At 64.4% G+C, this 12,810-nt stretch carries 10 protein-coding genes; all 10 read right to left on the bottom strand.

What is annotated here, in order from left to right:
- Positions 1–52 precede the first annotated feature (52 nt).
- Positions 53–1,282, bottom strand: coding sequence for a D-mannonate dehydratase ManD (manD, locus tag ACS5PJ_RS13170; protein WP_108600586.1), 1,230 nt, complete (start codon positions 1,280–1,282; stop codon positions 53–55).
- Positions 1,283–1,317: 35 nt separating this feature from the next.
- Entirely contained in the window at positions 1,318–2,724 is a 1,407-nt protein-coding gene (gene uidB / locus ACS5PJ_RS13165; protein ID WP_439435325.1) for a glucuronide transporter, read from the bottom strand.
- Between the two features lie 254 nt (positions 2,725–2,978).
- Positions 2,979–4,388 (bottom strand): mannitol dehydrogenase family protein, encoded by a 1,410-nt coding sequence (locus tag ACS5PJ_RS13160; RefSeq protein ID WP_439435324.1) that lies wholly within the window; start codon positions 4,386–4,388, stop codon positions 2,979–2,981.
- Positions 4,385–5,791, bottom strand: a complete 1,407-nt coding sequence (gene uxaC / locus ACS5PJ_RS13155; protein ID WP_439435323.1) for a glucuronate isomerase — start codon at positions 5,789–5,791, stop codon at positions 4,385–4,387. Before uxaC ends, ACS5PJ_RS13160 begins: the two co-directional genes overlap by 4 nt.
- Before the next feature lie 74 nt (positions 5,792–5,865).
- Positions 5,866–6,933 carry a LacI family DNA-binding transcriptional regulator gene (locus tag ACS5PJ_RS13150; RefSeq protein WP_439435322.1) on the bottom strand — a complete coding sequence of 356 codons (1,068 nt, stop codon included), beginning with the start codon at positions 6,931–6,933 and terminating at the stop codon, positions 5,866–5,868.
- Between the two features lie 25 nt (positions 6,934–6,958).
- Positions 6,959–8,125 (bottom strand): Gfo/Idh/MocA family protein, encoded by a 1,167-nt coding sequence (locus ACS5PJ_RS13145; protein ID WP_439435321.1) that lies wholly within the window; start codon positions 8,123–8,125, stop codon positions 6,959–6,961.
- A gap of 30 nt (positions 8,126–8,155) precedes the next feature.
- Positions 8,156–9,025: a sugar phosphate isomerase/epimerase family protein gene (locus ACS5PJ_RS13140; protein ID WP_439435320.1), complete on the bottom strand. Its 870-nt coding sequence runs from the start codon at positions 9,023–9,025 to the stop codon at positions 8,156–8,158.
- 48 nt (positions 9,026–9,073) lie between these two features.
- Entirely contained in the window at positions 9,074–9,979 is a 906-nt protein-coding gene (locus ACS5PJ_RS13135) for an ATP-binding cassette domain-containing protein (protein WP_439435319.1), read from the bottom strand.
- Positions 9,976–11,868, bottom strand: a complete 1,893-nt coding sequence (locus tag ACS5PJ_RS13130; protein WP_439435318.1) for a dipeptide/oligopeptide/nickel ABC transporter permease/ATP-binding protein — start codon at positions 11,866–11,868, stop codon at positions 9,976–9,978. The genes ACS5PJ_RS13135 and ACS5PJ_RS13130 overlap by 4 nt, the downstream gene beginning before the upstream one ends.
- Positions 11,865–12,806 carry an ABC transporter permease gene (locus ACS5PJ_RS13125; RefSeq protein WP_439435317.1) on the bottom strand — a complete coding sequence of 314 codons (942 nt, stop codon included), beginning with the start codon at positions 12,804–12,806 and terminating at the stop codon, positions 11,865–11,867. Before ACS5PJ_RS13125 ends, ACS5PJ_RS13130 begins: the two co-directional genes overlap by 4 nt.
- Between the last annotated feature and the right edge of the window lie 4 nt (positions 12,807–12,810).

Here is a 12,810-nt window from a genome sequence, read left to right as displayed (position 1 = left end):
GGCTTTGGTTCCCTCCCCGGCTGATGGTTGGTTGCTGATCACGGGGCGTGCCTCACCAGTCATGGACGGTTCCGTCAACGAGGCGGTTGTAGGGCAGGTAGGCCTGCTGGTACGGGTAGGCCGCCGCGGCTTCCTCGTTGAATTCGACGCCGATGCCGGGCTTGTCGCCCGGGTGCAGGTAGCCGTCCACAAACGTCATGGACTGCTCGAAGACCTCGTTGGTCTTGTCCGAGTGCTGCATGTATTCCTGGATGCCGTAGTTGTGGATGGCCAGGCCCACGTGCAGCTGGGCCGCGAAGCCCACCGGGGAGATGTCCGTGGGGCCGTGGAAGCCGGACTTGATCTGGTACTGGGCGGCGAAATCCATGACCTTCTTCAGCGGGGAGATGCCGCCGAAGTGGGTGGAGGCAGCGCGCACGTAGTCGATCAGCTGTTCCTTGATGATGGTCTGGTAGTCGTACACGGTGTTGAAGATTTCACCGATGGCCAGCGGGGTGGTGGTGTGCTGGCGGACCAGACGCAGGGCCTCCTGGTTTTCAGCCGGGGTGCAGTCCTCAAGCCAGAACAGATCGTACGGTTCCAGCGCCTTGCCGAGCTTGGCAGCCTGGATGGGGGTCATGCGGTGGTGGCCGTCGTGCAGCAGGGGCAGTTCAGGACCGAATTCGTTGCGCACTGCCTCGAAGACGGTGGGCAGGTGGCGCAGGTAGGCACGGGTGTCCCAGTCCTCTTCCACGGGGAACGCGCCGCGGCCGGCGGGCTCGTAGTCATAGCGCTCCCCGGAGGCCTGGGCCTGGGCGGCAACGCCGTAGACGGCCTTGATGCCGGGAACGGCGGTCTGGATGCGGACTGACTTGTAGCCCAGCTCGAGGTGCTCGCGGACGGAGTCGAACAACGACTCGATGTCCGCGCCCGAGGCGTGGCCGTAGGCGCGCAGGCCGTTGCGGGATGCCCCGCCGAGCAGCTGGTAGACGGGCATGTTGGCCATCTTGCCCTTGATGTCCCACAGTGCCATGTCGACGGCGGCGATGGCCGCCATGGTGACGGGGCCGCGGCGCCAGTAGGAGCTGCGGTACAGGAACTGCCACGTGTCTTCGATCTTGTGCGGGTCCTTGCCGATCAGCAACTGGGCAACATGCTCTTTGAGGTATGCGGCGACAGCGAGTTCGCGGCCATTGAGCGTGGCGTCACCGATGCCGGTGACCCCGTCGTCCGTAGTGATGCGCAGGGTCACGAAGTTACGGGACGGGCTCGTCACGAAGACTTCCGCGGCAATGATTTTCACGGCAGATCCTTTCAAGGACTTTAGGTCAGGTGCTCTTACTTGGAGTGTGTTGCCAGGGCTTGGGGAGCGACGGTGCTGCCGCTGGAGTCCGCCGGGGCGCCCGCATCAGCCGGCGTGGTCCGGCGTGCTTTGATCTCGCTGAGGATCTCCGCATGCTTGGCATCAGTCAACTTGTACTTGGACATCACCAATACCGCAAGGATCGTCAGGACGGCGGGAATGGCCCCGGCGGCAAACTGAATGGCGGACAGTGCGTCGGCGGTCTGGACCGCTCCGGATTTGTAGCCGCCGAGGGCAAGCGCATAGGCGGCGAGTGCGCCGCCGACGGCCTGGCCCGACTTGCGGGTGAAGGAGAACAGCGCGTAGGTGATTCCTTCGGTGCGGACGCCGGTCTTCCATTCGCCGTACTCAACGGTGTCTGCTTCCAGGGCCCACACCACGATATTCACTGCAAGGACGCCCACGAGGCTGATGACCAGTCCGCTGAAGCCGATCCAGACCTGTCCGGCCGGGGCGAAGAAGATGATCAGGCCGCCGGCCACGGAGACGAAGGAGGAGTAGATGTAGACCCGCTTTTTCCCGAGGTTCCGGACCAGCCGCGACATGAAGGCGGCGAGGACGAAGGTGAGCGCGAGCTGGATGATGGACAGTACGGGGTAGAGGTCCAGACGGCCGAGGACGTCGCGCAGGTAGTACAGCTGAACGGACGTCAGGGCGAGGTAGCCGGTGAGGAAGAAGAAGGAACTCAGGCAAAGCATCATCAGGGGCTTGTTGGTCTTGAGCGTGTCCATGCTCTGTTTGAACGTCACCTTGGGGACGTCGCGGTGGACGCGTTCCTTGGCGGTCAGTGCCGTGAAGAAGTAGAGCGCCGTACCGATCACTACGAAGATCAGGGTGATGGTGGTGAATGTCGACTGGAGGTCAGCACCCGGCTTGATCAGCGGGGCCACGAAGATTCCCAGGCTGGAGCCCACCAGGAGTGCGCCGACCATGCGGGCCGAGCCCAGCTTGGCGCGCTCGCCCGGATCCTGGGTCATGGCTCCGGCCAGTGACCCGTAGGGAATGTTGACCAGGCTGTACGCGAGGCCGAGGGCGGCGTAGGTGACGTAGGCGTAGAGCAACGTTCCGGACTCGCCCAGCTGCGGCACGGAGAACGTGGCCACGCTCAGGAGGAGCAGCGGGATGGAGCCGAACATGATGAACGGGCGGAACTTGCCGAACCGCTTGCTGAAGGTGCGGTCCACAATCCGGCCGGCGAAAACGTCAGCGAAGGCGTCGAAAAGCCTGACCACCAGGAGCAGGGTTCCTGCTGCGGCGGCGGAAATCCCGGCCACATCGGTGTAGTACACGAGCAGGAACATGGTGGCGGTGGTGAAAGCAAGGTTGTTCGCGGCGTCGCCGGCACCATAGCCGACGATGCTGAGCTTGTTCAGCTTTTTCATAATTTGGGCTCCTTTACCCGCTGCCTGCCTGAGGGCCGGCGAACTATTGAAATGCCATGAAGCGGTGAATCCTGGCGATACCGGGGGCTGCTGTGCCGCATCCGGCGAGTGCCGCCACGTCTTTTCCGTTGTATGTAATCGTAATCACTTGGCAACGGAATGGCAAGCGGTTGCCAAATATTTTTGTTGAAACTTCATGAAAAAGCGCTGCCCGGTCCGCGATCAGGACCAGGCAGCGCTTGGCAGAATGCCGGCTACGGCCGCGGCGCTGCGGCAGCGAAAGTACCCAGCAGGCCCGCCACCAACCCGACGACGGCGGTGTCCGCAGCGGCGGCCGGATCCACCAGCGCCAGCAATGCCTGGACGCGCTGGGTCCCGGCCAGGAGGTTTGCGGCGGCCACGTCTGTTGCCAGCGGATCCTGGAAATTCTCCGCCGTAGCGCTGAAGTCCATCCAGGCGGCAATCATGAGTGCCGCCGCAGCACCGGACCTGCCCTGCGAGCGTTCGGCCAACATCACCGGCACGGCCCGCATCCGCAGCTTGGTGCTGCCGTCCATGGCAATCTGTGCCAGGTGGTGCGCAATGCGGGCGTTGCTGAAGCGATCCAGCAACGCGGCGCGGTAGGCAGGGATCTGCAGGTCCGCACCGCCCGCACCGGCACCGGACAGGTTGGCTTCAGCCTCGTCCCAGAAGCGTTCCACGGCGTCCACGCAAACAGGGTCAGCGAGCGCCTGTGCAACTGTGGTGTGTCCGCGCAGCTGGCCAGCGTAGGCCAGCAGGGAATGGGCGCCGTTAAGCAGCCACAGTTTGCGGTTTTCGTAGGGCTCGATGTGGTCAACGAAGACCGCGCCGGCGTCTTCCCACCGAGGACGCCCGGCGGGGAAGTCGCCGCTGAGCACCCAGTTGGCGAAGGGTTCGGCAACCACCGGCGAATTGTCCCGGTAGCCGCAGGCCCGGGCGACGGCGTCGATGTCGGCGTCCGTGGTGCGCGGCGTGATGCGGTCCACCGACGTGCTGACGAAGCTGATGTTCGCCTCGATCCAGTCCGCCAGGCCGGCGTCCCATGACCGGGCAAGGCCTGCCACCGCGTTGCGGGCCACCGTGCCGTTGTCCGAAAGGTTGTCGCAGCAGACCACGGCGAGGGACCCCGCGCCGGCAGCACGGCGTGCCCCGAGGGCAAGGACCAGCCGGCCCAGCGGTGTCAGTGGCTCTCCGCCGGACGCCAGGAGCGCAAGGTCGGAGACGACGTCGGGCGCTGCGGCGTCAAGCTGCCCGTCAACTCCGAGACGGTAGGCCGCCTCGGTGATGGTCAGGGTGACGACGGCGGTGGCAGGCGCTGAAACGAGCTCCGCGAGGCGCTTGACGTCCGCGCCGTCCACTGCTTCGGCGATGCTGCCGATGACGGTGAACGAGTCGCCGCTGTCCGCTCGCTCGACCAGGGTGAAGAGGCCGTCCTGCTCCGCAAGGGCAAGGGCTGCATCCGGGCGGCGTCCGGTGAAGGAAGCGATTCCCCAGTCAGCGGCGTCGCCGGCTTTGTGGGTGTACCAGGCCTGATGGGACCGGTGGAAGGCGCCCAGTCCGAGGTGCACGATCCGCACCGGGGGCTTGGGGGACGGGTACAGGGTCCGGTTCAGCTGCGGAAGCCCGGCTTGTTCGGCGGTCATAGCTTGAAAACCCTTCGCGGGGATCCGTCGACGATGTCGACGATCAGTTCATGGGCGCGGTCTTCGCTGACCCGGTGCTCGGCCACGAGCCGGGCCAGGAAGGATGCTTCGATCCGGCGCGATGCATCGTGGCGTGCCGGGATGGAGCAGAAGGCCCTGGTGTCGTCGATGAAGCCCGAAGAGCGCGAGAAGCCCGCAGTCTCCGTCACGGCGGAACGGAAGCGCAGCATGGCATCCGGAGCGTCCAGGAACCACCAGGGCGCGCCAAGGTAGACCGCGGGGTAGAAGCCTGCCAGCGGTGCGAGTTCGCGGGAGAACACGGTCTCATCAAGGGTGAACAGCACCAGGTGGAAGTCCTTGGCTGTCCCGAAGTCCTGCAGCAGTGGCCTGATGGCTTCGGTGTAGTTGATGGCGAACGGGATGTCGTGGCCGGTGTCCGCGCCGTAGGCGTTGAACGTTGGCTCGTGGTGGTTGCGGTACGAGCCCGGGTGGATGGTCATCACCAGGCCGTCCTGCACGGACATCCTGGCCATCTGGTACATCATGTGCGCTTCGAAATCGTCGCGGTCCTGGGCGGTTGCCTGGCCGGAGCGGGCCTTTTCGAACAGCTTGTGCGCTTCTGCGTCGTCCAGTTTCAGCGTTGCCGGCGTGCGGACACCGTGGTCCGCGGAGACCGCGCCGCGGTCCACGAAGTGGCGGCGGCGGTTCTCCAGGGCCGTGATGTAGCCCTTGTAGCCCGAACCGCCGTCACCGGCAGCGGCCACCAGGCGGTCAACGTTTTCAGACCAGGTGGGGTGGGCGATGTTCAGGTATGCGTCCGGGCGGAAGGTCGGCAGGACCCGGCCGCTGAAGGTGGGGTCATCGGCGATGGCCTTGTGGCTGTCCAGGGTGTCCAGCGGATCGTCGGTGGTGGCCAGGACCTCGATGTTGAAGTCCTTGAACAGCTGGCGTGGCCGGAAGCCGGGCTCGAGGAGCCTGGCGGATATGGCGTCGTAGCTGGCGTCGGCGGTCTCGGCGCTGATTTCCTGCTCCAGCCCGAAAACGCTGTCGAACTGCGTTCGCAGCCAGTAGCCCGAGGCCGTCCCGTCGAAGAGTGGCCAGGCCTTGCAGAATTCGTGCCAGACGCCGCGGGAGTCAGGCTGCGAGGAGCTGGAACCGCGCAACCGGTCCAGCGGGACGCCGCTGGCGTGGATCAGGCGCGTGACGTAGTGGTCCGGGCTGACGAGCAGGGCAGCCGGATCCGGGAAGGGAGTATTTTGCTCGATGACGGCGGCGTCAACGTGGCCGTGCGGGGAGATAATGGGGAGGTCCTGGACACGCTGCAGGAGGTCGCGCGCGATGCTGCGCGTTCCTGGATCCGCGGGCAGGAGCCGGTCTGGGTTGGCAGCAATCGACTGTGACATAGCTCAATATTCGGGCTTGGCCCTGCGCTTTGTCAACCGGTTGCCATGAATTGCCAAATTGCGGGAACGGCCGGTCAGGACCTGCTGTTGGGCAGGATTCGTCCGCTGGATCCGCGCAGCACCAGTTCAGTCTCCACCCGCAGGGTGCCAGCGGGATCCCCGCTCCCGCCCAGCAGGTCCAGAAGGCGGGTCGCGGCTGCCTCCCCGCACTCCCCCAGGGGCGACCGCACAGTGGTGAGCGGCGGCGTCGTGAAGTCCGCTCCGAAGATGTCATCGAAGCCCACGATGCTGACCTGGTCAGGCACCACGATTCCGGCCGCCTGGAGCTCCTGCATCAGCCCGATGGCCAGGAGGTCGTTGTAGGTCAGGACTGCCGTGGCGCCGCTGGCGCGGACGTCGCGCGCCGTCTGCCGGCCGCCGTCGACCGTTGGCTTGGCTGATTCGAGCCGCACGGCTTCCAGCCGTGACCACTCGCAGGCCGCCTGCACGCCTTCCCAGCGCCGCTCAGACATCCATGATTCCGGCGGCCCGGCGACGTAGGCCACCTTCCGGTGTCCATTTGCGGCCATGCTGCGGACCGCCTCGCCAATTCCCTTGTTGACATCCGGAACCACGCACGGAATGCCCTCGACCTCGCGGTTGATGACCACCACCGGTTTGGCCAGTGCCAGGGCACGGATGTTGTCATCGTCCATGCGCGGGCTCGCCAGGATGAGGCCGTCCACGGTGGCCATGAGCCTGCGGGCGGCCGTCAGCTCGGTTGACGGCGATTCCGCGGACTCGGCGAGGACCAGGGTGTAATCCCGGCCCGTTGCAGTGGTCTCGGCGCCGCGGATGATATCGAAAAATGTCGGATTGGTGATGTCAGCGACGATCAGCCCGAACGTGTTGGTACGGCCGGTCGGAAGGGCGCGCGCATACGGGTTGACCTGGTAGTCAAGGCCGGCGGCGGCTTCCTCAATGAGCTTCTGCGTCTTGGCGCTGACCCGGCCCGGCTTACTGAGGGCACGGGACACCGTGGAGGGATTGACACCGGCCACCTTGGCGATGTCGTAGATCGTCGCGTTGGACTTTCCGGTGCGGCCGGGCTTCTTGCCAGGGCCGGAAGATGGGGCGGCGTGTGGCGCCGTGGGTTCAGTCACCGCCCCATCCTAGCGAGAAAGCGGCTCAGGACCGCTGTGCGAACTTGCCCTCTTCGGAGATCCGCTTGTTCAGTTCAGCCAGGAACTCGTCCTCATTGAAGTCCAGCCCCACTTCCTTGCCCGTCCAGCTCGAGAGGTGGATGGCGTTGGCCAGGCGGACGCCGTTAATGCCGTCGGAGCCCGGGGCGAGCAGCGGCGTGCCATCCAGGATGTTGGCGGCGAAGTTTTCCAGGACCCCTGAGTGCTGGCTGCCCCATGCGGACTCAAATTCGATGACCTCGGTGGTGTAGTACTGCTCCGGGTTAAGTTCGCCCATAAAGAGCTTCCGCACGTCGTCCATGTCCATGCCGTCGCTGAGTTCCCGCTCGGGCTTGACCAGGCGGGTGACGGTGGCGGTCTTGCTGCCTTCCACTATGATCTTTCCCTGGTCGCCCAGGATCTCGAAGCGGTCCGTGCCGGTCAGGTCGTGCGTGGCAGTGACGAAGACGCCGGTGACGCCGTCGCCGTAATCCACCACTGCCGTCACCTCATCCTCGACGGCGATGTCCCGGCGGAAACCGTAGGCAACCTTGGAGTAGACGGACTTGGGCACGCCGCAGATCCACTGCCACAGGTCCAGCTGGTGCGGGGCCTGGTTGACCAGGACGCCGCCGCCCTCGCCGCCCCAGGTGGCGCGCCATTCGCTGGAGTTGTAATACCCCTGCGGACGCCACCAGTTGGTGATGATCCAGTTGCTGCGGCGGATCTTGCCGATCTCGCCGTTATCGACAATCTCTTTGAGCTTCTGGTACAGCGGGTTGTTGCGCTGGTTGAACATGATGCCAAAGGTGAGCTCCGGCTTGCCGGCAGCGAACTCGTTCAGTTCCTTGACCTGCTTGGTGTAGACGCCGGCCGGCTTCTCGACGAGCGCGTGGATGTTGTGTTTGAGGGCCTCGATGCCCATTTCGGGGTGCAGGAAGTGCGGCACGCAGGTCACGACGGCGTCGACGTCGCCGCTTTCCAGCATGGCGATGTAGTCCTCATGGAAGGGGACGTCCGGGTAGGTGGTGGCGGCGAGTTCTTTCTTGGCGGGATCGATATCGCAGATGGCGCCGATCTCCATGTTGGGGACCATGCCGTCTGTGATGAACTTGGCGTAGGCGCCGCCCTGCTGGCCCAGGCCGATGATGCCGAGGCGTACTTTCTTGCTCACAGTTGTTTATCCTTTTCGTTTGGGTGCTGTTCAGAAGCGGTCGGAGAACCCCATGGCGACGAGGTTGTCATGGGAAGTCTGCAGCGCTTCCCACACCGTGCGGCCATAGAGTTCATCCTGCTCCACGAGCATGTACTCTGCTCCGGCAGCCTCCGAGGCTGCGATGATCGCCGGGAAATCGAGGTTTCCCTCGCCGACTTCGGCGAACTGGACCACGTTCTTGAATTCCTGCATGAAGCCGGCAAAGTCGCCGCTGCCCATCATCTCGAAGGCGGCTTCGGGCATGGTGCCGATGCGGTAGTCCTTCAGGTGGATCATGGCAGTGCGGTCGGCATACTTCTCAATGGTCCGGACGGGGTCAAGGCCGCCCCGCTGGACCCAGTGAACGTCGATTTCCATCCCCATGGCCGGGGAATTCTCCGCGATGATGTCCAGCATGTATTTGCCGTCGAACTTCGCGAATTCGATGTGGTGGTTGTGGTAGTACAGGCTGATGCCGTGTTCCCGGAGGCGTTCGGCATATCCGTTGGTTTCCTTGGCGAAGCCGATCACGGCATCGATGGACTTCATAGCGGGGAACGGCAGCATGCCGATGCGCAGCAGCTTGGAATCCAGCCGCTTGGCGTCGTCAACGATCTTCTCGAAATCGTCCCGCAGGGAATCACCGGGGCGGCCTTCCGGCTTTTCGAGCATCACCGAAAGCGCTGCGATGTCCATCCCGAGTTCGGTGCGGGAACGGTCCAGTTCAGCCACGTTCTCCGGCGTCATCGGGATCTGGGAAATCTCGACGGCGTTGTAGCCGATGTCGCTGACCTTGCGGAGCGTCTCGAATGCTCCGGTTTCGGCGAAGCTGTCCTTCAGCATCATTGCCTGCACGCCGATTTTGGCTGAGTTGGCCATTTTTAAGCCCTCCATTGTGGTTGCTGTTGAGTTTGTTCCTGCACGGGCCTAGGCGGGGACGCCTGCCTGTTCGGCCTGCATCCGCTGCTCTTCAAGGAGCCGGTGGCGGTCGTTGCGGCGCTGCTCCTGGCGGTCCGGATCCGGAACCGGAGAAGCGAGGAGCAACCGTTGCGTGTAGGGGTGTTCGGGGTCGCGCGTGACAACCTCAGCAGGCCCCTGCTCCACGATCTCTCCACGGTACATCACAGCCACACGGTGGCTGATGTGGCGGACCACGTCAAGGTCGTGGGAGACGAACAGGTAGGAGACGCCGGTGTCCCTTTGGATCTGCAGGAACAGATCCAGGACACGGGCCTGGGTGGACAGGTCCAACGCGCTGACCGGTTCATCACAGACGATGAGCTTGGGAGACAGCGCCAGGGCGCGGGCAATGGCCACGCGCTGCCGCTGGCCGCCGCTGAACTCGCGGGGAAGCCGGTGGATGGCGTCGGACGGCAGTCCCACCTGGTCCAGGAGCTCCTTCACGCGCTTCTTCGCTGCGGCGGAATCCATGCCCTGCACACCCAGTGGCTCCGCGAGGATGTCTCCGACTTCGAGCGCGGGGTTCAAGGACGTGTACGGATCCTGGAACACCACCTGCAGGTCCCGGCTCAGGACCCGGCGCTGGCTGCGCGTGGCGTGGCTGATGTCCTTGCCCTCGAAGGTGATCCTGCCGCCGGTCACCGGGGCGAGGCCCAGCACCGCCCGGCCCAGGGTTGTCTTGCCGGAGCCGGACTCCCCCACCAGGCCGAGTGTTTCGCCCTGGCCGATGGTGATGTTGATGTCAGTCAGGGCGCGGAACTTCTTGGCCCGGAAACCCTTGCCGGCGTACTCCACCACCAGGTTGTCCACCCGAAGCAGTTCGTCGCGTTCCGGAGCTGATCCCGCGGCGTCCAGGGCTGCTGTTTCGGTCACAGTACGTTCTCCTTCGCAGTTGTCGATCCGGCAGTTGCCGATCCGGCGGCTGGCACCAGCATGGTCATGGGTTCCTTGCCTTCGAGCATCGAGGCCAGCAGGGTCCGGGTGTAGGTTTCCTTCGGTTCGCGCAGGATTTCCCGCACCGGGCCTTCTTCGACCAGGCGGCCGTTCTGCATGACCACCACGCGGTCGCAGAGGTCAGCCACCACACCGAAGTTGTGGGTCACCAGGATGACTCCGACGCCGAGGCGGCGCTGGAGATCGCGGATAAGGTCCAGCACATCGGCCTGCACCGTGACATCAAGGGCCGTGGTGGGTTCATCGGCGATGATGAGGTCCGGTTCGCAGCTGATGGCACCGGCAATGAGCACGCGCTGGGCCATTCCGCCGGAAACCTCATGCGGGTACGCCTTGAAGGTCCGGTCGGGGTGGACGATGCCCACGTCGGAGAGCAGCTTCATGGCCCGTTCCGTGGCTTCGGCCTTGGAGATTCCCAGGACGCGGACCATCGGTGTGACCAGCTGGTAGCCGATGGTGAAGGCCGGATCCAGGTTGCTCATGGGCTCCTGCGGAATGTAGGAGATCCTCTTGCCGCGGAGCTTTGACAGGCGGTCCTGGTTGACCCTGTCATCCCCCGGAGCCACGGTGTAGTTGCCATCGAACTGGATGGCGCCGCCGACAATCCGTGCGGTATCGGGCAACAGGCCAAGGATCGAGAACGCGGTCTGCGATTTGCCTGAGCCGGATTCGCCCACGATGCCGAGGATCTCGCCGCGGTCAACATGGAACGAGACGTCGTCCACAACCTTCTTGACTGAGCCGTCCGCCTGGGGGTATCCAACGCCGAGGTTGGTCACCTTGACCAGGTGGTGTTCGGTTCCGGACTCGACGGCGGCAACGGTCCTGCGGGCTGCCTTGACGGCGCTGGCTGACACTGCACCCTCGGCGTCGTGTGCTTTCTTCCTGCGGTGCTTGATCTTTTCGCCGTCCTCCAAGGCATCCCGGAGGGCGTTCCCCAGGAGCACCAGGGCGCCGATGGTCAGTGCCATGGCAAACGCGGGCCAGAAGAGCAGCGTCGGCGTGAGGTAGACATTCTTGAACCCCTCGCTGAGCATCACACCCCAGGTTGCCTTGGCAGGATCCCCCAGCCCGAGGAATTCGAGTCCGGACTGGATGGCGATGGCTACGCCGGCGATCGCTGCCGTCTGGATGATGATCGGGGCGCGGACCACGGAGAAGATATGCCGGACGATGATGCTGAAATCGGAGAGCCCTGAGACCCGCGCAGCATCCACATAGAGTTCGTTGCGGACAGACTGCACCGCGGACCGGGTCAGCCGGAAGTAGGACGGGCTGATCAGGACGCCGAAGGCGATCATGGCAATCCACACTGACGGGCCGAACGCGGCCCGGATGGTGAGGAGGACGATCAGGCCCGGGAGGCTCATCAGGATGCTGACAATCCAGTTGGAGGCCGCTTCGAACTTACCGGCGTAGTAGCCGGCGATCAGGCCCGCCGGCAGGCCGATGGCGATGGCCACGGCGGCGCACAGCAGCGCCGAGCTCAGTGTCAGCTGGGCCCCGAACAGCAGCCTGCTCCAGACATCACGTCCCGAGCTGTCCGTGCCAAGGATGTTGACAGCGTCCGGCGCGGCGAGGGTCTTGGAAATGTTGGCAAAGTTCTCGTCGAACGGGGCCAGGACGTCGGCGAAAATGGCCATGATGGCCATGGCCAGGAGGATGGCGATGGCGATGATGCCGAGGGGATTCTTCAGCAGTCGACTCAGGACTGTTGACCGGACAACGGTTCCGGTCTGGCCGGTGTTTCCAGAACCGGCGGTTCCGGGAGCGGACGTCAGGGCTGTGGTTTCGACGGACTCGGTCACGAGGCACGCACCTTCGGATTAAGCCAGCCGTTGAGCAGGTCAACGATGAGGTTGACCACAATGACAACGGCGACGGTGTACATAACGACGCCCATAACCACGGGCTGGTCACTCTGGGCGGTGGCGGCCACGGCAAGCGGACCCATACCGGGCAAGGCAAAGATCTGCTCGATGATGACCACACCGCCCAGCATGCCGATCAGCTGCAGGCTGAGCACTGTCAGGCCGGCCGGAGCGGCGCTGCGCAGGACGTGCCTGAACAGGACCTCGGTCTCACCGATTCCGCGGCTGCGCAGCGTGCGGACGTAATCACGTTCGAGCTGCTTGATGACGGCGCTGCGGATCTGCTGTGCACCGCCGGTTACTCCGTTGATCAGCAACGCGATCACCGGAAGTGTCAGGGACAATACCCAGGCGTCCGCTCCGACACCGGGCGAGATAGTGCTGGTGGCAGGGAAAAGCCCCATCTGGATGGCCAGGATGGTCACCAGGATGATGCCGATCACGAAGCCGGGAACGGAATCACCGACGATGGCGCCGATCTGTACGAATCTGTCCACCCAGCCACGCTTTACTGCCGCGGCGACACCGATGAGGGTGGCGATGATGGAGATCAGGAGCATGGCTGTAAAGACCATGGTCATGGTGACCGGGATGCGGGTGGCCAGCGCGTTGGCGACCGGCTCGGAGGTGAACCAGGATGTGCCGAGGTCCCCGCTCAGTGCGTGCGTGAGCCAGCTGAAGTAACGGGTGATGATGGGCTGGTCGAGTCCCAGTTCGGCTTCCTTCACGGCCAACTGCTCCGGTGTTGCCTGGTCGCCCAGGATGTTCCGGGCAATGCTGCCGCTGGAGATGTAAAGCAGGGAAAACACGAGGACCGAGACGGCGAACAGGACAACTATTCCGCTGCCCAGGCGTTTAAGGATGAAAGTGATCATTGCT

It is taken from the genome of Pseudarthrobacter cremeus, from assembly GCF_051857465.1.
Classification (GTDB): Bacteria; Actinomycetota; Actinomycetes; order Actinomycetales; family Micrococcaceae; genus Arthrobacter.
This window is presented reverse-complemented; position numbering and strand designations above follow the sequence as displayed.

Coding starts and splice junctions, on each gene's coding strand:
- uidB (WP_439435325.1), bottom strand. CDS start 2,724: ATGAAAAAGCTGAACAAGCTCAGCATCGTCGGCTATGGTGCCGGCGAC.
- ACS5PJ_RS13160 (WP_439435324.1), bottom strand. CDS start 4,388: ATGACCGCCGAACAAGCCGGGCTTCCGCAGCTGAACCGGACCCTGTAC.
- uxaC (WP_439435323.1), bottom strand. CDS start 5,791: ATGTCACAGTCGATTGCTGCCAACCCAGACCGGCTCCTGCCCGCGGAT.
- ACS5PJ_RS13140 (WP_439435320.1), bottom strand. CDS start 9,025: ATGGCCAACTCAGCCAAAATCGGCGTGCAGGCAATGATGCTGAAGGAC.
- ACS5PJ_RS13125 (WP_439435317.1), bottom strand. CDS start 12,806: ATGATCACTTTCATCCTTAAACGCCTGGGCAGCGGAATAGTTGTCCTG.